Raw genomic sequence first — 20,690 nt, 5'->3', positions numbered from 1 at the left:
TTCAAATATTTATTCAACAATTAAATCTATATAAAAATTATAGCCATGAATCCTCAGGAGATGAAATCAGAAAAGTTAAATGATAATTTAGTTAAAAAGAATTGGGTTTCTCCAGAAATTATAAACTGGGAAAATGAAAACTTAGAAAATGCAATAGGTGTGGGAGCTGATGGGGGTACTAAGGCATATGGTGATTAAATTCCCAATATCATTCAAAAACGTAAAAAAGGTTATCAATCTGTCAAAAAAGTCTTGCAAAATTTGAAAAAACAGAATCATGGATACACAGAAATCAAAAACAGAAAAAATAAATGAATCTCCAGAAAAAAGAAATTGGGTTTCACCGGAAATATCAAATTGGGAAAATGATAACATAGAATTTGCTGGAGGTATAGGAGCAGATGGAGGTACTAAGGCATATGTTGCTTAAATCCCAAAGATCAATCAAAACATAAAATAAGGTTGAGTTCAAACAATCATATAAGTAGTGCAAAATTTAGAAAAATTCAGGGTTATGAATACACAAAAATCAGAAACAGAAAAATTGAATGAAACTCCAGAAAAAAGAAATTGGGAAAACGATAACTTAGAAAATGCTGGAGGTATAGGAGCAGATGGTGGATCTAAGGCATATGCTACCTAAATCCCAAAGATCAATCAAAACATAAAATAAGGTTATCAAACTGTGATAAAAGTATTATACTATTGGTAAAAATTCAGGGTTTTGAATAAATAGAAATCAAAAACAGAAAAATTGATTGAAACTCCAGAAAAAAGGAATTGGGTATCCCCAGAAATATCAAATTGGGAAAATGAAAACAATATTTATTTGGAGAAAATTATTTAAAGCTAAAAGTCATAAAAAGAATTCTGAATAGGAATTTCATTACTAACTACTATTACTTTTCGTTTAAAAGCATCGTTCCTCAATCATTAAAAACACTTCAAAAATAAAACATTGGGATCTACAAGCCATGGTGAAGATACTTCTAACAAACACTCTGAAAAAAGAAATTGGGTAAGTTCTATTAATGGTTCATTGAGAATCTGACAATATAGAACTCGCTGGGGGTGTTAGTGCATGTCTTTTCTTCCTATAAATAACAGTTAATTGAAAAGTATATTAAATTTGAAATATCATCTATTAAAATCACATCAAGCTACAAATACTAGAAAATTACATTTTCTATAATCATTCTCCCCTATTAAAAATAAAATCATGAATAAGAACGATCAAAAAATTCCTTTAGAAAATACAAATGAAACTGTTAAAAAAAATTGGATAAGTCCTAATCTAAAAGCTTGGGAATCTGTTAATATAGAACTCGCTGGGGGTAAAGGTGTAGATGGAGGTTTGCACGCTAGTTATGCATAATAGTCAAACTAGAAACCTGAAAAAGTATTTGACTATTTCTTTTAAAAAAAATAAACCAAAAATTTCTGAAAATATAATTTCAAATAATAATCTTACTTCATGAAAAAGAGCAAGTATGATTCAACAGTAGAAAAAACAAATGAGCCAATGCAAAAAAGAGCTTGGATTTCACCAGAAATTAAAAATTGGGAAAACGATAACTTAGAAAATGCTGGAGGTATAGGAGCAGATGGTGGATCTAAGGCATATGCTACCTAAATCCCAAAGATCAATCAAAACATAAAATAAGGTTATCAAACTGTGATAAAATTATTATAATATTTAGAGAAATTCAGAATCATGGATACACAGAAATCAAAAACAGAAAAATTAAATGAAACTCCAGAAAAAAGGAATTGGGTATCCCCAGAAATATCAAATTGGGAAAATGATATGATAAAAAACGCTCTAGGAGGTGTAGGAGCCGACGGTGGATCTAAGGGATATAACTAAATTCCCAATTTATTTCATAAATGTAAAATAAGGTTGATTTCAAACTGATGTAGAACTTGTAAACAATATAATTAAAGTATTGATTATAAATAGATAGAAATCGAATAAGATTTTAGAAAAAAGAAATTAAGTCTCTCTTAAAATACCTGATTGGAGTGCTGATAAAATTGAACTTGCAAGAGAGTATAGTTCAGATGGCAGGAGTTACTATCTCTTTATTTAAATTAAGCATGGATGTAAATAACAAATATTTCAAAAAAGAAAGAAACAATCAATTATTTAATCACCTTAAAGAATGAATACCCTATTAAACATGTATAATTCAATATATTTCACTTGCAAATAATTGGATTTTAGAAAAAAAAAACAATCAGTTTAAGGTATTAATTAATTCAAGTATTCAATCAATAATTTTAAATTCAAATTAACTAATTCATTAACTACATTATGAAAGACAACTATAACGAATTATCTCAAAAAAAAATTGACAACTTGGAATATTATGATGTTAAAAAAGATTGGATAAAGCCAGAAATACAAATATGGACTACTGAAAACATCGAGCTTTTTGGAGGGAAAGCTGGAGATGGTTCTGGACAAGCATATGTTGTTTAATATATTACCCCAACTTATTCAGAACTAATTTGAAATATAGTAAGACCTTAATTTAGTAAGGGAAAGAATTAGATAGAACCTCAAATCATCATTTGGGAAAATGTCAATTTGGGCTTAACATTTGGTGCTGGTGCAGACGGTGGCGTGAAATCATATAATATTACATAAAAGAATTGCAAAGAGCCCCTTCTCTAAACATGAGAAAGAGGCCATTTAAAAAATTCCTTTGGATTACTTGGAGATTGTTGGAGTAAAATCCTAAGTTGACTAAATATTAGATTTGTAATTAAAAAAACTACAGACTAACACACATTAAAAATGTAAATGATTTAAAATCAAATTTACAAAAAGCCTAATTCCTAAATCGAATATAATCATGAAAAACAACTTCAATGAATCCCAAACAAATAATTTAGATACATTTATTTCAACAGAAAATCGAAAAATTTGGATTAGTCCTCAGCTGGTTCATTGGATTACAGATCAATTAGAAAATGCTAAAGGTGTAGGAGCCGATGGTGGTGCTAAAACTTATGGAGATGTCTAAAATTAGACTATTAAGACAGCAAGGAGGTTTACTTCTCATTTGATATAGTTGTTTTTCCTAAGCAAGGGTAAAAAGACAGACTTATTTATCATAATTTGCTGATATTAATTCATAGTTTTTATATAACTTATTTCTAAACCAATGAAAGTCATGATGAAAAACAAGCTAAATGAATCCCGAGTGAATTATTTAGACCATTTAAACTTAACTGATAATCGAAAAATTTGGATTAGTCCTCAATTAGTTAGTTGGCTTACCGATCAAATAGAAAATGCAGCTGGAAAATTTGTAGATGCCGGAGCTCAATCATATCTAAATAATGGTTAATTCTATTCTTGGGAAATACTAAAATTTCACCTCCAAACTACCTAATATTAAAAAAAATAACTCAACCATTATTCTGAAAATTTAAATAAAGTCTATTCCTTTCCACCAATAAAGAAATTTGATTTTTACTGATTTTCAGTGTTTGGAATTAATAAATATGGAATTTGACCCAATAGGTCTTGAAGATGACAATTAAGTCATGCAAAAAAAAAATCAAAATTTAGAAATATAGCTTAAAGAAGTTTGACCAAAATTCCAATAAATCTAATACAAAATGGAAAATGTACATGCTACCCTACAGTCAAATAAAATAGACTCTCCATTATCCTATGATAAAAAGAATTGGATAGAACCTCAAATCATCATTTGGGAATATGTCAATTTGGGATTAAAATATGGTGTTGGTGTAGACGGTGGCGTAAAAACATATAATCAATAAAAAAGGGAGTTTTATCCCCCATTAGCTCCATTTGAATCGAGGTAAATAGTATTAGTTTCATTCATAAGAACATCAAATCTGTACTCAATTATATTAAATAGCAACAATTTAGTAGTATTAAATACTTGTAAATTGTTTATAAATATGCCTAGATACAAGTATTGAATCATGCAAACACATACATGATATTTTTTATCCATAACCGATTTCCACAATGAATATTTTGTACGGTTTAGTATCATTTGACCCAGATACTAATTCTGATCTATTTCCCATTATCCAAAATTCCTTAAGCGAATTTGCCCCTAGCCTAAAATCAGATTCAATAGGCCATGGTTGTCACATTGGTGTACAAACCAGATCTCTCCATACTGAATTTCAAGCTCAAGAATTACTATACTCAGAAAATAACTGCCAGCTTATTTCCACTGGTCGAATTGACAACCGAAAGGACTTATTTGCCCTTTTGTCAATGAAAATAGATGAGTCTATTCCGAACAACATACTTCTCCTAAAATTATATTTATTGCTAGGTGATGATTTTGTAAAAAAAATTGACGGTGAATGGACTTTAGTGATTTGGAATAGTAATTCTAAAGAATTATTCCTTGCCAGAGATCCATTTGGAATTGGTACGATCTATTATAGAAAAGGACATGATTATTTAGCTTTCTCTTCTTTACTTAAAGGACTTCTTGATTTTGACAAAAGCCATCTACAAATTAATGAAAGCTATTTAGCTGGCATTTTGACAGTTTGGGATAGATTAAATGATGAAACAGCCTTTGAAGACATTCATTTTTTACTTCCTGCGCATTACTTAAAAATTAGTAATGGCAAAACTGAGCTCAAACGATATTGGATAGCTGAAAATACTCCTGTGCTACAGTTGAATACTGAAATGGAATATGTAGCTCGCTTTAATGCAAAATTGGAACAGTCGGTAAGAAATAGAATACAAGGAGCAAATAAAATCGGAAGCCAATTAAGTTCAGGATTTGATTCCAGTACCATCACCACGGTAGCATCTGAAATCTTAAAAAAAGAAGGAAAGTCTTTAACAGCATTTACATCCATTCCAAAAGAGGATACTTCTGATTTATTTACTCCACTAACTGCCACCAATGAATCATACCTAACCATACCAACTGCTCAATTTTTAGGTAATGTAGATTTACAATTAATTCGGAGTGAGCAGGTTTCCATTGTTCAAAATCTCAAAGAGATGATTGATCTGCATCATAGCCCATTGCATGCAGCAGGAAATCTATTTTGGATCTATGAAATTTATCGAAATGCCGGAAAAGAGGGAATTGACACCATGTTGATAGGTCAATTTGGAAACTCAACTATTTCTTGGACGGGTTATACAGAAAAAAATTCCGTCAAAGAAAAAATCAAACAACTTATTGGCTTTGATAGCAATGAAAAGTTGACAATATCCTCTTACATTAGGCTCATGTCCCAAAAATTTAAAAAATACATAGGTATTGATCAATCCAAAATTTGGGATTCTTATTCTCACATAAACTCCAAATTTGCTGAAGATATTGATTTAGAAAAAAGGATGTTGGAATCTGGCCATGATCCCTATTTTCGTCAATTAGTTCCAAATGAAAAAAAACAAATTCAATTTATTAATCCTCAATTCAGTAAAATTGGAGCCGTATGGCATGACCTTTCCTACTATTTTGATATCAAAACCTTTGATCCGAGTGCCGATAAAAATTTAGTAGAATTTTGCCTATCTGTTCCCAACGAATACTATTACCGATATGACACACCAAAGTGGTTAATAAAAACAGCCATGAAAGGTAGATTGTTAGATGATTTAATTCACCAAAAAAAGAAAGGTAGACAGGCTACTGATCTTTCGCTTAGAATCGCTAATGAAGCAAAAGAGTTTGAACAATTATTAGAGTCTTTCGATCAAAATAAGGCGATTACCTATTATCTGGATATTCAAAAAATGAAAGATAGCCTTGCTAGCATCATTAAAGATCCTAGAAACAAAAATGCATACAATAACTCCATTTATCTAACAAGGTCAATAAGTTGTGCGCTATTTATCCAATCCCACCCAAACAAATTTGTTTAGGTGATTTTTGTATTGAATAAAGAAAGTTCATTTTTTGTATATTTATTAATCAATTAAAAAATATTAACCGTGTTAAATCCTTGTGAAATTTCTGAACCTAAATATGATATAGCAGGTATATCACCTAAACTTCGATTAAGTCAATCTTCAATTCATGGATTTGGTGTTTTTTCAAATGACCTAATCAAACAAGGGGAGTTAATCGAAGAAGCCAGACTATTGGCCTTAAAATGGCGCTCATTCTATTTATCGGAACCTACTATGTTAGATTACATTTGGGCTAATCAAAGTTGCACGTGCGAAGTATGTAATACACATGGTAACAAAGTTTATTTAGCATTGGGGAATGGTTCATTGTACAACCATGCTAATAAACCCAACACGATACAAAAGCTTGATTTTCGCCTAGAAACTATAACCATTATTGCAAGAGATGATATCCCCGCTAATGAAGAAATTTTTGTTTCTTATGGAGAAAACTATTGGCTTTACAGAAATCTAATGAAAAAAATAAGTCCATTGAAATACAAATAAATACACATTATATAGAAGTGAGATAAATTATTCTTTCATTTCCCCATGTAGCTCTAACAATTGAAAAATGAAGAAGAAAGTATTATTGAATGATGACACGAATTCTCCCGATCTCAAAAAATGGGAAAGTCCTAAATTAGAAAAGTGGAATACCGAAGAAATAATCAATTTGAATCCACTTAAATTCTTACTTGATTCTGATCATATGTTGGGTTACTAATGAATCATTGATTTATTATTGAAATCAATGTTCAATCTCTAAACTCCTATTTCAAGTATATATAGCCTGAATCACATAATCCTTGGGATCACAAAACCCCGTAATTTGTCTGCCTTGCACCTCTGTCCAAGCATGTCCTATAATGCTTTTATCATCCCCATATTTGAATCCAATATAAATCTTGTAGGGGATTTTATAATAATTCAACCATATTTTAGCCATGTAAGCTTCATGGCGACAAACTAAATGAAGAGGTAATCTTTTACTTACTAACCGAATTGACTCCCGAATATCCTTAACTAGTCCCCAATCAATTTTTTCCGATTCCAATTTAACTTGGTGTATTCGGCCAAATCTAATCCAGGTCGGCTTTATTTTAAATAAAAAGTAACAATAAACAGATAGGAAGATGGTCCCCAAAATAAGACTCTGGTTACGAAAACTTAATTTAAAAAAAAGACTAAGAACCCTAAGCATTATTTTGTTCTAAGAGGATATTTTTTTCTACCAATTGTTGGATAGCTTTGGCTATTTCTTGATAACACAAATTCTCATCGATATCGTATTTGCTCATTAATATTTCGCCAATTTCTACCAAAGTTAGTCCTTTTTTAATCCCATCTACGATATAAAACAAGGTTTCATTTAACGTAAAATATTCATTGGATTGAATATCATATAAAACTCCTTCTTCTCCTAATTGGGTTAATAATACTCTTTCTTCATTAAAAACGTATGTCATATTTTCCATTTTTATTATTCTTCCCAATATCCGAATTCTCGCATCATGGGTTCGTTAAATTGTCTTATTTTATTGATTTGTACTTGATTTAAATGCTCTTTCCATTGACCAACCTCTCCTTTATTAAAAAATGACTTACAGGCTTTTGGTTTTTCTCTAAATCCAAACTCAACTTCTTGATTTTTCAATTTTTCAAATTGGGAAGCTTCTAAAGCTAATTGTATTTCTTCTTCAGTTGCCTCATATTCAATCTGTTTCAAAACTTGTGAAAATGAGTCTTGGGGATTCATTTTCATGTCTTCATATCGAATAAAAATTACGGGAAAAGCTGAGACATTTTTCCAACTTTCCACATGCATATTCCATGTGCCTAAATATTGCTGAAACTGATCTTGCGCATGTTTTTCTGAATGAACCAAATGTGCATGTTCATTACACACTACTTTGGCAATGGCCTCATCCAATGTTTGTCCATTATGATTTGCCATTGAAATAGTTACATCCAGCGGATTTCTCACAAAGTAGATAGCTGCCAATGTTGACTCTTGTGGTACAATAGGTTGATGGTCAATTTTTGACATGGAATACAAATCATGGATTTTCACAAAACACTTCATGGCAGAAGTATTTGATTGGTGCTCAAAAGATATGCGTTTAAATTGATCCATTTTAGACACAGGTATTTCATCTGCATCCAAATCCAAACATTCTTCTAACCCTCTTTTTTGAGAAAATATCCCTTCAGTAGAAATAGCATTGATATCAACTTCACCTTTATTTCTAAGAGCTGAAATAAAGCTCCTAAACCAAGTATTCCCAGATTTAGGATAAGAAGCAAGCCAAACTATATTCTTTTTATTTTCCAATTTGATGAATGACTTGATCTTCTATGGCTTGCGCTAAAATCTCAAAACTATCGGATTCCCAAGGGCGCTTAACTGAAAAAAAATGTAATTTACTCTGAGCAATTTGTGAAATCGTCTGAAATTCAAGAAGTTCTTTTTTCATTCCATTGACCCACTGTTTTCTATAAATATTAAACTTTAACCATTTTATGGCTTCTGTTGATTTCATTGGCGAAATCTCTACCTCATCCCCATCTTCACTTAAAAAAACGATACCACTAACGGGTAACTGCTCAGGAGTAAACTTTTTATGAAAATTTATTCCAAACTTAAAGCCTTCTTTAATTTTCGGCGTTATTTCGTCATCTGAATAGACCGATTGCTTCTCTAAAGTTCGTTCCATTGCCCGAATAATCGGGTATGAGGAAGTTGCATAACAAAGTCCATTTTTAACTTGTAATACAGCCGTATCATCTGTAAATGGCAAATATCCTCTATTTTGAAGCATGATAGAAGTAGAAGACTTCCCTGCTCTCTGGTGTCCTGCAAAAAGCAAAACTGTGTTGTTTTTAAGAACTACACCTGAAACATGAAAAGGAAGTATATTTTTTTGAAATAATACAGTAGCCAATACACCAGTGTATAGATAAAAAAACACTTCATCCAAATTATCCGTTAATGGCTCTATTAGTATTTTATCCCCATTCGTAATATAAAATTTTGCTGCATCTGGAATATGATATATAAACTCACGCTCGTTGAAGAAAGAAAAAGGCTTTACTTCTAATATTTCATTTTGAAGTGTCTCTGGTACAGTACCCATTTTGACCATGACCGTACCCCCACTTTCTTGGAAGTCAAAAGGAAATAAGCCTGGAATTTCAATTTCAGATTGAATTTGCATTCCCAATGCAACGTATTTATACATGGAATAGGTTAAATTTATTTTACAAAACTAATGATAATATCAAATATATGAATGAATATCTATCCTGATTAGAGATAAATCAACGACATAGGATAGCTTTGTAAATACAAACAAATCCGTTCAACATTGAAATTCAGCATCATTCGAGATTTCGTACTGATTTATAAACTCTTATTTGGATTAAATAAGAAGAATACACTATTCCAGCTTCTAATAGCTGTGATTTTAGCTTTGATTCCAACGGCACTCTTATTTGTAACTAAAAATATATTTGATCAATTTAACCACCTCTCTCAGACGAATATCAACTCTGTTATTACATGGATTGCGATACTAATTAGTTTACAAATTTTTCAATCATTATTAATTAACGTAGATAACTATATTTCATTTATTCAAGAACAAAAAATAACGAATGAAATCGTCTATAAAATTTTAAACAAGGCAATCGCAATACCCTATACGTATTACGAAGAAGCCCAATATCAAGACTCCTTACATATAGCGCAGCAACAATCACAACAAAATCTGCCTTTGATTTACCAAAACTTCAAGTCATTTTTGACGCAATTGTTGACTTTTACTATACTAATGGTCTATTTCTTTACACTAATTAAAACATATGCCTGGTTAATATTATTTGTTGCTGCTCCACTAAGCATCATTAAATGGTATTCAGGATTTGCACTACATCGTCTTGACAAACTACTAGTTAGTAAAGAAAGAGAGTCTTTTTATTTAATCCATTTGTTGACTGGCAGTGCCTATGCTAAAGAATTACGTACACTCAATTTTGGAACGTATATTCTAAACCGTTTAAAGGAGATTAAAGCATTCATTTTCTTTAAAAAGAACCTTCTTCAACAAAAGTTAATTAGTCTAGGTTTTTTGACAGAACTACTTGAATTGACCATCTTGTTTTATATTCTATACGGATTAGCTCAAATGGCTTTCGCTCAATCGATTGGTATCAGTTTATTCATTGTCTATATTCAAGGTATTCAGCGAATTCAAAGCACATTAAAATCCCTATTAAACTCCTTACTTCAATTATTTCAACAACGTAGATTTATTCAAGATTTTAACCTGTTTCTGGCATTAGATAGAGAAAAACCCATTCATGGCAATATTTCCATGGATGTGGAAGGTAAAGGCTTAGAAATCAAGCATGTCGATTTTCAATATCCAGGATCAACACAAAATACATTAGAACAGATTAATTTGACTTGTCAAATTGGTCAAACAATTGCCATCGTGGGGATGAATGGCGCAGGAAAAACGACTTTAATCAAACTATTAGCTGGTTTATATAGTCCAAGTCAAGGTGAAATCACTTGGAATGGACATCGCTATCAGGAATTAAATGCTGACCATTTTAAGCAAAACAGCCTATTTGTCTTTCAAGATTTTGAAAAGTACTTTTTACAAATCAAAGAAATTATTGCCATGGGCAATTTAGATCAGCCAATTAACATGGAGGCTGTCCAACAAGCTGCACGATTAGCGGACGCAGAAGAATTCATTCAACAACTTCCTCAATCCTATAATACCAGATTAGGCAAAATTTTTGAAGGTGGACATCAGATTAGCGGAGGTCAATGGCAAAAATTAGCTATTGCCAGGGCATTTTATCGTCCTAGTCATCTTGTCGTATTAGATGAACCAACCAGTGCATTAGATGCCATCTCGGAAGCAACCATTTTTCAAAATTTTAAACAATTAGCAGCAAATAGAGCGACCATTATTATTACACACCGACTTTACAACCTAAAATTAGGTGATTATATCTATGTCATGGATGAAGGCAAAATTGTAGAAAAGGGAAGCTTTGATGAGTTGAAAAACAAAAATGGTCTATTTAAACAATTATATGATCAACAAATGGTGTGATGAAAAAAGAGTTTTCCCCCGAATTAGACATACTTATCCAAGCAATCACAAATCAGTTTGAACAGGAAGGATTCGCCCCTATTTTTCCTAATTTACCCTACAATACGGATAGATTATCAAAATTATATCGTTATCACGGAATTCAAGCGCTTTTATTTTCCTATGAAAGGAAGGAAAAATTCATGGCTGAGAGCATCCGAACTGAGGTGAAATCATTTATGGCTCAGCAAGTAGTTAAAAATTTGCAATATGCCGCGGAGACAACTCGACTTTTAAAACTATTTTCCGAACATCAGATTCCCTTATTGGTATTAAAGGGAAATATTTTGATTCAAGGGATTTATCAAAACAAACAAGTACGAACTACCTCAGATTTAGATGTACTAATTGAAAAAAAACATCTTATCCAAGGATTAGAAATTTTACTTCAAGATGGTTACAGAATCAATTCACCTAATCTTAGCCATCTTCATAATCTTCCTGAAGATTTAAAAGAGTTAATTGTCTATCAAAGTTTACACAATGAAATTCATTTACAAAAAGGAATCATAAATCTAGATTTTCATTGGGATTTATTTCAGCACTTTTTTTATCAAAAGTATCAAGAAAAAAAACCATTAATAAATCGAGTATTTGATTTAACCGAAAAATTGAAATTTAACGGCATTGAAACTCAACAGCTTAATTCAGAAGGCTTATTTTGGATGTTATTAGCACACCATGGAGGAAAAGAATCTTGGTTTAGACTAAGGCACATTCAAGACTTTCATGCATTCATGTATCAATATGATAAAAAAATCAATTGGGAATTAATTATATTACAAGTTGATGATTTTAGATTAACAGCAGCATTCAAAAATGCTTTATCAATCTTGAAATCTTATTTAGATTACAAATTACCTTCCATTTTAGATAATTACTTGGATAACTTTGATTGCTCTAAAATTGATTTAATCGTTAAAGAATGGGAAAAAGCCTCCTACTGGGGTAAGAATAGAGCTCTAACGTTAAGACATTTATATTTAACAACCCAATTTCAAGATAAAGATTTCGCTTATATCAAACATATAATAGTCTATCTAAAATATTTTAAATCATTAAAACGAATGGATCATTATCCAAATACTTATTCATTCAAAGGTTTTTTAAAATCTAGTTTTTTGTTAATAAAACGATTAATTATAAAAGAATAAGATTTTCTTTAGAATGAAGAAACTTTAATACCTTAAAATCCTAGGTTACCCTAAAATCAAAATAGCCTGTAAATCAATGATTTACAGGCTTATATATTTAGTTAGTGTGGTCGCGTAGGGATTCGAACCCCAAACCTTCTCATCCGTAGTGAGATGCTCTATCCAATTGAGCTACGCAACCAATTCCCATTCGGGACTGCAAAGGTAGAATTTCTTTGGGAATATGAAAAGACCTTGTCGAAAAAAAATCAATTTTATTCCATTTTTCACTTACCTACAAATTTGGGAGCACGTTTTTCAAGAAATGAAGTAACACCTTCTTGGAAATCTTTGGAATACCCGGCATGTCGCTGTGCTTCTGCTTCCATTTCTAAAACAGTGGCTAAATCCTGATGATGAGCCCTTTGCAATTCTCTTTTTATCAGCGCTAATGCCAAGGTTGGCCGTTGAGCAAATTCTTCACCAATTGCTTGGACACGATTCTCCCAATTTTCTTCTGAAACCACTTCTGCCACTAATCCCCATACTTTGGCTTCTTCTGCAGAGATTTTTTTTGCCGTTGCTGCCAACTCAAATGCTTTATGATAACCTAATGACTGCATTAAAAAGGCTGTACTCCCCGCATCTAAAGTCAAACCAATCTGCACAAATAACTCCGCAAAATATGCTCCTTCCTTCGCTATGATGTAGTCACAAGCTAATGCCAAAGAACATCCCGCTCCAGCTGCAGGACCATTGATTGCCCCAATGACCGGCTTATCCAATCCTCGTAATGCCAAAATCATCGGATTATATGTCGACCGTAATACCGCTCCTAAATCTGAATCACTGGTTCCCGATTTTAAATCAGCCCCAGAACAAAATGCCTTCCCCTCACCTGTTATCACCAAAACCCGAGCAGATTCGGAAGCCTTGGCTTTTTCGGCTACATCCCTGATCTCATGTATCAAACCTGCATTTAATGCATTGTACACTTCTGGACGTTTTAAATGGATTGTCCAAACTCCATTCAATTGACTAAGGCTGAGAAAGTGGTAGGAAGACATGGGAATGAATTATAAATTGTGAATGGTAAATTGTAAATGGTAAACTGTGAACGGTAAATTGTGAATGGTAAATTCTTTGCTACTTAATCGATAAGTTATGTTTTACTGTTATTATGATTTTTGAAATTATTCTTAAGATTTCATCACTATCTGACATTAATTTAACAAAACGAACATCCTCTATGTAACTAATTTCGTTTAATAATTCCAACCAATATATAGTTTCATTTATTTCCTTTTGAGCAATTGACATTTTGTGTTTAAAATCTAATTTAGATTCGGCATGTTCTGCTTCTCTAATAATTGCTCCAACTGCTGTTCCGCTTCGTAAAATTTGCTTTGAAAGAACAAATTCTTTTTTCTCATAAACAAGATAATGATACAAATGCCAAATCTGAATTGCGAAAAAAAACGATTTTGATTTTATGACATTCTTATGTTTCAAATGATAAATTTTAATTACCAAATCTACATTTGAAACAATACAATCTAAATGCTTTCAGTCAAATTATCAAATAAATGATTAAATCCTCCATCGATAAATATCCTTTACATTTACAATTTACCACTTACCATTCACCATTAAATTATAATTTTTTCCTAAGTCTCGCTACCGGTATACCCAGTTGCTCTCGGTATTTAGCAACGGTACGGCGTTTGACCACAAAACCCTTCTCAGCTAAAAGCAACTCTAAGGTTTCATCTGGATAAGGCTCATGTGCTGGTTCTTGTTCAATGATATCCCTCAATATATTTTTCACTTCTCTGGTAGAAACATCCTCCCCAGATTCATGAGTAATTCCTTCGGAAAAGAAATATTTTAAAGGGTATATACCAAAATCTGTTTGTACCGATTTCGCAGAAACAACCCTAGAAACCGTAGAAACATCCATCTCGATCAATGCTGCTATTTCCTTCATCTTCATCGGCTTTAAACTTGAATCATCTCCCGTCAGAAAGAAATCGTATTGTTGAGCCACAATACTATGCATCGTTTTCAGCAATGTCCCTTGTCGCTGTTGAATGGCTTGAATAAACCAGGAAGCAGCATCTAATTTGTGTTTGATAAAGGTGACAGCCTCTTTAATCTCTTTTTGCTGTTTATTTCCTTGATCATAGGTTTGTAACATCTCCTGAAATGATTTACTAACGCGTAGTTCAGGGGCATTTTTTCCATTCAACTTAATATCCAATTTCCCATGTTGATTAGTCACTACGAAATCAGGTTGTAAATAAGGCGCTAAATTCCCTCCTTCTGCCCCCCCAGGTTTAGGGTTTAATCGTTTGATTAGGTTAATGGCCTTTTTTAATTCACTTTCATCAATACCTAATTTTTGCTGCAACTGAACAAAATGCTTTTTTGAAAACTCGTCAAAGTACTCATCAATCAAGCGAATAGCCAATAAACAAGTTGGGTGATCTGACTCTCGGCGATGCAATTGAATGGATAAACATTCTTGCAAATCTCTCGCCCCTATCCCTGCTGGATCTAATGCCTGAATTTTTTTCAATACATTTTCAACCTCTACAAAATCCGTATTAAATCCTTGGGTGAAAGCTAAATCATTGACAATACTTTCAATATTCCTTCTCAAATAACCATCCTCCTCCAGGGAACCTATCAATTGATGGGCAATCATTTCTTCTCGCTCATCTTTTAACACAAAACCAATTTGCATCAACAAATATTCCTCTGCACTAGCCACAGTGGCCATCGGTCTTTCCTTAGACTCCTCATGGGAATCATATGAATCACCAGCCATTTTATAGCCCGCATAATCATCTTGTAGATAATCACCGATCTCCAATTCCTCCCGCTCTAAGTCCTCGACAGTCTCTCTTTCCTTTTCATCGAATTCATCCGAATCTCGAATTTCTACACCTTCTTCCAAAGCGGGATTCTCCTCCAATTCCTCCTCAATCCTAGCTGCCAATTCTGCAGTAGGTATTTGAAGTAATTTAACAAACTGAATTTGTTGTGGAGAAAGCCGTTGTTGCTGAGAAATTTTGAGTGATAATCCCTGCATATCTATAATCTATTAAACAAATATACGCCGATTTGATGGCCTGTTTTTAAAAATACTTGTAATTCATAAATAAATAAAATTATTCCGTTTTTTGTACGTAATTTTGAGACTAGTTTGCCCCAATTGGGGGCCATTTGACCATTTATTTATATGCAAATTAAAGAATTACTACTTCAATCTCCGAACCAACAATTGGTTACGGTAAAAGGTTGGGTTCGTACCAAACGTGTATCTTCATCTGTAGCATTCATCGCGATGAACGATGGATCTACCATTCATAATATACAAGCTGTAGTTTCTGACGGTGTTGTTTCAGAAGAGACCTTGAAATTAGTAACTACCGGTTCATGCATTGCAGTAACAGGCATGTTGATTCCTTCGCAAGGACAAGGCCAATCCGTAGAAGTTCAAGTGATTTCTATTCAAGTTTACGGAACTGCTGATCCTGAAAAATACCCTTTACAGCCGAAAAAACACTCCTTGGAATTTTTACGTGAGATTGCACATCTTCGTCCTAGAACCAATACCTTTTCGGCGATTTTACGTATTCGTCATGCTTTAGCCTTTGCCATACATCAATATTTCAATGATCATGGTTTCTTTTATTTGCATACGCCTATTATCACTGGCTCTGATGCAGAAGGAGCTGGAGAAATGTTCCGAGTAACTACTTTACCGGCCATCAATCCTCCTTTGACAGAAGAAGGTAAAATTGATTACAAGGAAGACTTTTTTGGAAAAGAAACCAATTTGACGGTTTCTGGACAATTAGAGGGAGAATTAGGAGCCCTAGCGCTTTCGAAAATTTACACGTTTGGACCCACTTTCCGGGCTGAAAACTCCAATACAACACGTCACCTTGCAGAGTTCTGGATGGTGGAGCCAGAAATGGCATTTTTTGAATTGATTGACAACATGAATTTGGCTGAAGACTTCACCAAAAGTTTGATTCGTTATGCCTTAGAAAATTGTGCTGATGATATTGCTTTCCTAGAAAAACGCTTGTTGGAAGAGGAAAAAATGAAGAAAAAAGAAGAGCAATCGGAGATGACTCTTTCTGAGAAATTGAGATTTGTATCTGAAAATACGTTTGAAAGATTAACATATACCGAAGCCATTGACATTTTATTGCAATCAAAAGCTCACAAACAGGGGAAATTCAATTATCCTGTGGAATGGGGGATCGACTTACAAAGTGAGCATGAGCGTTATTTGGTAGAAAAACATTTCAAAAAGCCGGTTATATTAACTCATTACCCAAAAGAAATCAAAGCCTTCTATATGAAGTTAGAAGATGACGGCAAAACGGTTCGTGCGATGGACGTTTTGTTTCCGGGTATTGGTGAAATTATTGGAGGATCACAAAGGGAAGATGATTACGAAAAACTGCTTCAACGCACCAAAGACGTGGGTATCGAAGAAGATTCCATTTGGTGGTACTTGCAAACTAGGCAGTTTGGTTCTGCGCCACATGCTGGCTTCGGCTTAGGTTTTGAGCGTTTAGTATTATTTGTAACAGGTATGAGCAACATTCGCGACGTTATTCCATTCCCTAGAACACCTAAATCGGCAGAATTTTAATATGTTCAATTTAGCTAAAGCTTTTCGCAGTATTTCCATTGCTTGGTCAGGTATCATTACTTTGATTAAGGAAGAAAATAATGCTAAAATTCACCTCGCTGCTACAATCTTAGTCGTAGTAGTAGGGATAAACATAGGCTTTATGGCCATTGAATGGCTGTGGATTAGTTTAGCTATTGCGGGCGTTTGGATGGCCGAATTAATTAATTCGGCTCTGGAGAACATCACAGATATAGTAGCACCTGAACATCATCCTTTGGCTAAAAAAGCAAAAGATTTCGCTGCTGGTGCCGTTTTAGTCATGGCAATTTGGGCAGCCTTTGTTTTTTGCCTTATTTCCTTTCCGCATCTTTGGATGCGATTGGTATTTAGTAATTAAGATTGACACAACATTATGAAAGAATACGGGTCTAGTGTACAAAAATTGGTCAACTACATTCTGACGATTCAAGATCGAGAGAAAAGAACCAAATATGCTTTCCTCATGATTGAACTCATGAAACAGATACATCCAGGAATGAAGGATAATAGCCAAGACTATTCCAAAAAACTTTGGGATGACTTGTACATTATGTCCAACTTCCAATTGGATGTACAAGGACCTTATCCACCTCCCTCACCTGAATCAGTAGGTAAAGCACCGAAAAAAGTCAATTACAACCAACACCATTTGAAGTTCAAACATTATGGTCGTAACGTAGAATTGTTAATTCTACGGGCCATTGCCGAACAAAAAGTGGAGGACAAAAAAATCCTAGTTGCTTATATTGCTCGTTTAATGAAAGGTTTTTATGTTACTTGGAATAAAGATACGGTAGACGATCAGGTCATTTGGCAAAACATCAAAGAAATGTCTGAAAACCTATTAGGATCTATTGTTGATGAATTGTCTCAAGAAGGTTTAGGCCATGCCAAAGTAGCCAATAATGCCCGGAATGCATACAATGCACCCGAATATCCAAACGGCCCAAGTAATAACCGTGGTGGTAATAATTACAGAAAAAACTTCAGAAACAATCGGAATTTCAATCCAAGAAATCATAAAAAATAATTGACCCTTATGGCCTCATTTAAAGTAACAGGTGGTAGAAAATTATCAGGAGAAATTACTCCTCAAGGTGCAAAAAACGAAGCATTACAAATTCTTTGTGCCGTTGTATTAACCGCTGAACCTGTCACCATACATAATATACCCAACATCCGTGATGTCAATCAATTAATTGATTTATTGGGCGACATGGGTGTAAAAATTCGTCGTTTAAGTGAATCTAGCGTTGAATTTGATGCCTCTCAGGTCAATATTGACTACTTAGAATCTGAAACATATAAAGCTAAAGCAGCAGCCCTTCGTGGATCTGTGATGTTATTAGGACCCACCTTGGCCCGTTTCAAAAAAGGCCGCATTCCTTCACCAGGTGGCGATAAAATTGGTCGTAGAAGATTGGATACGCACTTTATGGGATTCATGAAATTAGGTGCTAAATTCAATTATAGTGCCGAAGATGGTGGGTTTTATGAAGTAGATGCGTCTCATTTAACAGGTGCTTACATGCTATTGGATGAAGCTTCCGTTACTGGAACAGCCAATATTCTGATGGCAGCCGTTCTAGCGAAAGGTACCACAACCATTTACCATGCCGCCTGCGAACCTTACATTCAGCAATTATGTAAGATGTTGAATCGTATGGGTGCTAAAATTTCAGGTATTGGCTCCAACTTATTGACCATAGAAGGTGTTGAAATTCTTGGTGGTACCGATCATACCATGTTACCTGACATGATCGAAATTGGTTCATTCATTGGAATGGCAGCGATGACTCAGTCAGAAATCACCATCAAAAATTGTAAAATTCCAGAATTAGGAATCATCCCAGATGTTTTCCGCAAACTAGGAATCAAACTAGAGTTTCGTGGGGATGATATATTTGTTCCAGCACAAGAACATTATGAATTAGAAAACTTCATTGATGGTTCTATGTTGACCATTTCAGATCATCCATGGCCAGGTTTTACGCCAGATCTACTATCGATTATTTTAGTGACAGCCATTCAGGCTAAGGGAACGGTATTGATACACCAAAAAATGTTTGAAAGTCGACTTTTCTTTGTTGACCGATTAATTGAAATGGGGGCTCAAATCATTCTTTGTGATCCTCACCGAGCGACCGTGGTTGGTTTCGACAGAAAGCAAAACTTAAAAGGAATACGCATGTCGTCTCCCGATATTCGTGCCGGTGTATCCTTATTAATTGCAGCGATGTCGGCTACAGGCACTTCCATCATTGATAATATTGAGCAAATTGACCGAGGATATCAAAACATTGATACTCGATTAAATGCTTTAGGGGCAGAAATCGTTCGTATTTAAATCATGCAGGAAGTTACACTTGGTGGAAAAATCATCCATACAATCAAATTAGCTCTTCCCATCGTTATCGGGCAATTAGGTGTGATGCTCATGGGATTAGCTGATACCATCCAAGTGGGTCAAATGAAGTCTCAAGTAGCTGAAAGTCTAGGAGCCTCTGGTATGGCTGGCTCCATATTTTTTACCATTGCCATTATTGGATTAATCTGTTTACAAATCATTTCACCCATGATTTCTAAAACAGTGGCGGAAAACAATGACGCAGAGTGTGGGAATTTAATGCGGGCAGGAATTCGAGTAGCTTTAATCCTTTCAGTAATAACTATTTTTATCATTGCCCTAATTGGTTGGAATTATGACCTTTTCCAACAAAGTGCTATTAACAAAGAATTGACCCTGCCCTATTTGGTGTTGATTGCTATTTCGGTCATCCCAACCTTTTTATTTGCGGCATTTAAGAGTTTTACGGACGGGCTAAAAAGAACAAGTATAGCGATGAATATCACCATCATAGCCTTGGTTTTGAACGTGATTGGCAATCATATTTGCATCAATGGCTTGGGACCTATTCCAGCTATGGGTTTATTTGGTGCAGGTATTTCTACTTTGCTTTGTCGCATATTTATGGCCCTTACTCTGGGCTTATACATCTTCCGATCTAGCTCTTTTACTAAATATTTTGCTCATATGGGTTCTGAGCATCATACTTGGGTACTGGAAAAGACCATTTTAAAAGTAGGTATTCCTGCCGGTTTCCAAGGATTTTTTGAAATAGCTACCTTTGGTATGGCTGTGGTCATGATGGGGTGGATTTCCTCAACTGCTCAAGCTGCACATATCGTAGCCATCAATATGGCATCATTAACGTATATGATGGCCACGGGTATAGCAGCAGCTGGAGGAATTCACGTAGGTACAGATATTGGGGAAAAAAATCGAGCTGGGATTTTTGTTTCAGGAAATGCCGCCTTGCTTCTATCCATCATGTTTATGGGTATTTGTGCCATCATTATGTATACTTTCAAACCCTGGTTAGTACGTGGATACACGCAAGAAGCCGATGTGATCGTCATTGCTGTTTCATTAGTTACTTGGGGGGCCATATTTCAACTATTTGATGGCATTCAAGCTGTTTCTTTAGGCTTACTAAGAGGTCTACAAGATGTCAAAATCCCCACCGCAATAACCGTTATTTCTTATTGGGGTGTTGGGATACCTTTAAGTTATTACTTAGGTATTTATGGTGACTTAGGGGCTGTTGGAATCTGGATTGGATTAACGTGTAGCCTGATTTGTTCCGCGGCACTGCTATCTTGGCGTTTTTATGCCCGTACTAAAGTGATTGATTTCGATTCACTTCAAGTGGAAGATTAATCAAGAACTTGATAGTCTTCATCTTAGTATACATTTTTTGAGTTTTAAT

The 20,690-nt window shown here is 34.0% G+C and carries 27 protein-coding genes and 1 tRNA gene; 20 read left to right on the top strand and 8 right to left on the bottom strand.

All coding sequences use genetic code 11. The features are described from left to right. Positions 1-45 precede the first annotated feature (45 nt). The 13 genes from G9H65_RS09490 to G9H65_RS09435 all read left to right on the top strand — a co-directional run bounded on the left by G9H65_RS09490 (position 46) and on the right by G9H65_RS09435 (position 6,647). Entirely contained in the window at positions 46-198 is a 153-nt protein-coding gene (locus G9H65_RS09490) for a hypothetical protein (protein WP_166375101.1), read from the top strand. Positions 199-277: 79 nt separating this feature from the next. Then, entirely contained in the window at positions 278-430 is a 153-nt protein-coding gene (locus G9H65_RS09485; protein ID WP_166375100.1) for a hypothetical protein, read from the top strand. 84 nt (positions 431-514) lie between these two features. Then, positions 515-643 carry a hypothetical protein gene (locus tag G9H65_RS13470; RefSeq protein WP_262887532.1) on the top strand — a complete coding sequence of 43 codons (129 nt, stop codon included), beginning with the start codon at positions 515-517 and terminating at the stop codon, positions 641-643. A gap of 576 nt (positions 644-1,219) precedes the next feature. Then, positions 1,220-1,375, top strand: a complete 156-nt coding sequence (locus tag G9H65_RS09480) for a hypothetical protein (RefSeq protein WP_166375099.1) — start codon at positions 1,220-1,222, stop codon at positions 1,373-1,375. A gap of 99 nt (positions 1,376-1,474) precedes the next feature. Continuing rightward, positions 1,475-1,633: a hypothetical protein gene (locus G9H65_RS09475; protein ID WP_166375098.1), complete on the top strand. Its 159-nt coding sequence runs from the start codon at positions 1,475-1,477 to the stop codon at positions 1,631-1,633. Between the two features lie 81 nt (positions 1,634-1,714). After that, a complete protein-coding gene (locus G9H65_RS09470; RefSeq protein WP_166375097.1) occupies positions 1,715-1,867 on the top strand; it encodes a hypothetical protein in 153 nt (50 codons plus the stop codon). Between the two features lie 447 nt (positions 1,868-2,314). Continuing rightward, positions 2,315-2,482 carry a hypothetical protein gene (locus G9H65_RS09465; protein WP_166375096.1) on the top strand — a complete coding sequence of 56 codons (168 nt, stop codon included), beginning with the start codon at positions 2,315-2,317 and terminating at the stop codon, positions 2,480-2,482. 376 nt (positions 2,483-2,858) lie between these two features. Then, positions 2,859-3,029: a hypothetical protein gene (locus tag G9H65_RS09460; RefSeq protein WP_166375095.1), complete on the top strand. Its 171-nt coding sequence runs from the start codon at positions 2,859-2,861 to the stop codon at positions 3,027-3,029. Positions 3,030-3,179: 150 nt separating this feature from the next. Then, positions 3,180-3,356 carry a hypothetical protein gene (locus G9H65_RS09455; RefSeq protein WP_166375094.1) on the top strand — a complete coding sequence of 59 codons (177 nt, stop codon included), beginning with the start codon at positions 3,180-3,182 and terminating at the stop codon, positions 3,354-3,356. Positions 3,357-3,630: 274 nt separating this feature from the next. Then, the gene (locus G9H65_RS09450; protein ID WP_166375093.1) at positions 3,631-3,795 is read left to right on the top strand and encodes a hypothetical protein; all 165 of its coding nucleotides are present in this window, start codon (positions 3,631-3,633) and stop codon (positions 3,793-3,795) included. A 214-nt stretch (positions 3,796-4,009) separates the two neighbouring features. Then, positions 4,010-5,893 carry an asparagine synthase-related protein gene (locus G9H65_RS09445; protein WP_166375092.1) on the top strand — a complete coding sequence of 628 codons (1,884 nt, stop codon included), beginning with the start codon at positions 4,010-4,012 and terminating at the stop codon, positions 5,891-5,893. Positions 5,894-5,962: 69 nt separating this feature from the next. After that, on the top strand, positions 5,963-6,427 hold the full coding sequence (locus G9H65_RS13515) for an SET domain-containing protein (RefSeq protein ID WP_166375091.1): 465 nt from the start codon (positions 5,963-5,965) through the stop codon (positions 6,425-6,427). Between the two features lie 67 nt (positions 6,428-6,494). Beyond that, entirely contained in the window at positions 6,495-6,647 is a 153-nt protein-coding gene (locus tag G9H65_RS09435) for a hypothetical protein (protein ID WP_166375090.1), read from the top strand. 51 nt (positions 6,648-6,698) lie between these two features. On the opposite strand, the gene G9H65_RS09430 is transcribed toward G9H65_RS09435, so the two are convergent. Genes G9H65_RS09430 through G9H65_RS09415 form a run of 4 tightly spaced genes read right to left on the bottom strand, consistent with a single transcriptional unit; the run spans position 6,699 to position 9,162 of the window. Further along, the gene (locus G9H65_RS09430; protein ID WP_262887531.1) at positions 6,699-7,124 is read right to left on the bottom strand and encodes a lasso peptide biosynthesis B2 protein; all 426 of its coding nucleotides are present in this window, start codon (positions 7,122-7,124) and stop codon (positions 6,699-6,701) included. Then, positions 7,117-7,389: a PqqD family protein gene (locus tag G9H65_RS09425; RefSeq protein ID WP_166375088.1), complete on the bottom strand. Its 273-nt coding sequence runs from the start codon at positions 7,387-7,389 to the stop codon at positions 7,117-7,119. The genes G9H65_RS09430 and G9H65_RS09425 overlap by 8 nt, the downstream gene beginning before the upstream one ends. A gap of 14 nt (positions 7,390-7,403) precedes the next feature. Beyond that, complete coding sequence (locus tag G9H65_RS09420) at positions 7,404-8,255, bottom strand: sulfotransferase domain-containing protein (RefSeq protein ID WP_166375087.1); 852 nt, start codon at positions 8,253-8,255, stop codon at positions 7,404-7,406. Then, positions 8,245-9,162, bottom strand: coding sequence for a hypothetical protein (locus G9H65_RS09415; protein WP_166375086.1), 918 nt, complete (start codon positions 9,160-9,162; stop codon positions 8,245-8,247). Before G9H65_RS09415 ends, G9H65_RS09420 begins: the two co-directional genes overlap by 11 nt. Before the next feature lie 126 nt (positions 9,163-9,288). On the opposite strand from G9H65_RS09415, the gene G9H65_RS09410 reads away from it, so the two are divergent. Next, positions 9,289-11,052 (top strand): ABC transporter ATP-binding protein, encoded by a 1,764-nt coding sequence (locus G9H65_RS09410; RefSeq protein WP_166375085.1) that lies wholly within the window; start codon positions 9,289-9,291, stop codon positions 11,050-11,052. Next, the gene (locus G9H65_RS09405; protein ID WP_166375084.1) at positions 11,052-12,245 is read left to right on the top strand and encodes a nucleotidyltransferase family protein; all 1,194 of its coding nucleotides are present in this window, start codon (positions 11,052-11,054) and stop codon (positions 12,243-12,245) included. Before G9H65_RS09410 ends, G9H65_RS09405 begins: the two co-directional genes overlap by 1 nt. A gap of 107 nt (positions 12,246-12,352) precedes the next feature. On the opposite strand, the gene G9H65_RS09400 is transcribed toward G9H65_RS09405, so the two are convergent. The 4 genes from G9H65_RS09400 to rpoN form a co-directional block, all read right to left on the bottom strand. Next, positions 12,353-12,426, bottom strand: a tRNA-Arg gene (locus G9H65_RS09400). Between the two features lie 85 nt (positions 12,427-12,511). Then, positions 12,512-13,291, bottom strand: coding sequence for an enoyl-CoA hydratase/isomerase family protein (locus tag G9H65_RS09395; protein ID WP_166375083.1), 780 nt, complete (start codon positions 13,289-13,291; stop codon positions 12,512-12,514). A gap of 79 nt (positions 13,292-13,370) precedes the next feature. Next, positions 13,371-13,736, bottom strand: a complete 366-nt coding sequence (locus G9H65_RS09390) for a four helix bundle protein (RefSeq protein WP_166375082.1) — start codon at positions 13,734-13,736, stop codon at positions 13,371-13,373. 142 nt (positions 13,737-13,878) lie between these two features. Next, a complete protein-coding gene (gene rpoN / locus G9H65_RS09385; protein WP_166375081.1) occupies positions 13,879-15,318 on the bottom strand; it encodes an RNA polymerase factor sigma-54 in 1,440 nt (479 codons plus the stop codon). A gap of 150 nt (positions 15,319-15,468) precedes the next feature. On the opposite strand from rpoN, the gene asnS reads away from it, so the two are divergent. Genes asnS through G9H65_RS09360 form a run of 5 tightly spaced genes read left to right on the top strand, consistent with a single transcriptional unit; the run spans position 15,469 to position 20,641 of the window. Beyond that, on the top strand, positions 15,469-16,899 hold the full coding sequence (asnS, locus tag G9H65_RS09380; protein WP_166375080.1) for an asparagine--tRNA ligase: 1,431 nt from the start codon (positions 15,469-15,471) through the stop codon (positions 16,897-16,899). A 1-nt stretch (position 16,900) separates the two neighbouring features. Then, complete coding sequence (locus G9H65_RS09375; RefSeq protein ID WP_166375079.1) at positions 16,901-17,278, top strand: diacylglycerol kinase family protein; 378 nt, start codon at positions 16,901-16,903, stop codon at positions 17,276-17,278. 15 nt (positions 17,279-17,293) lie between these two features. Further along, positions 17,294-17,950, top strand: coding sequence for a DUF4290 domain-containing protein (locus G9H65_RS09370; RefSeq protein WP_166375078.1), 657 nt, complete (start codon positions 17,294-17,296; stop codon positions 17,948-17,950). 9 nt (positions 17,951-17,959) lie between these two features. After that, on the top strand, positions 17,960-19,267 hold the full coding sequence (murA, locus tag G9H65_RS09365) for a UDP-N-acetylglucosamine 1-carboxyvinyltransferase (RefSeq protein ID WP_166375077.1): 1,308 nt from the start codon (positions 17,960-17,962) through the stop codon (positions 19,265-19,267). Positions 19,268-19,270: 3 nt separating this feature from the next. Then, a complete protein-coding gene (locus G9H65_RS09360) occupies positions 19,271-20,641 on the top strand; it encodes an MATE family efflux transporter (protein WP_166375076.1) in 1,371 nt (456 codons plus the stop codon). The last annotated feature ends 49 nt before the right edge of the window (positions 20,642-20,690 follow it).

It is taken from the genome of Aquirufa ecclesiirivi, from assembly GCF_011250515.1.
Taxonomy (GTDB): domain Bacteria; phylum Bacteroidota; class Bacteroidia; order Cytophagales; family Spirosomataceae; genus Aquirufa; species Aquirufa ecclesiirivi.
The sequence above is the reverse complement of the archived record's forward strand: the minus strand, read 5'-3'. Positions and strand labels throughout refer to the sequence as shown.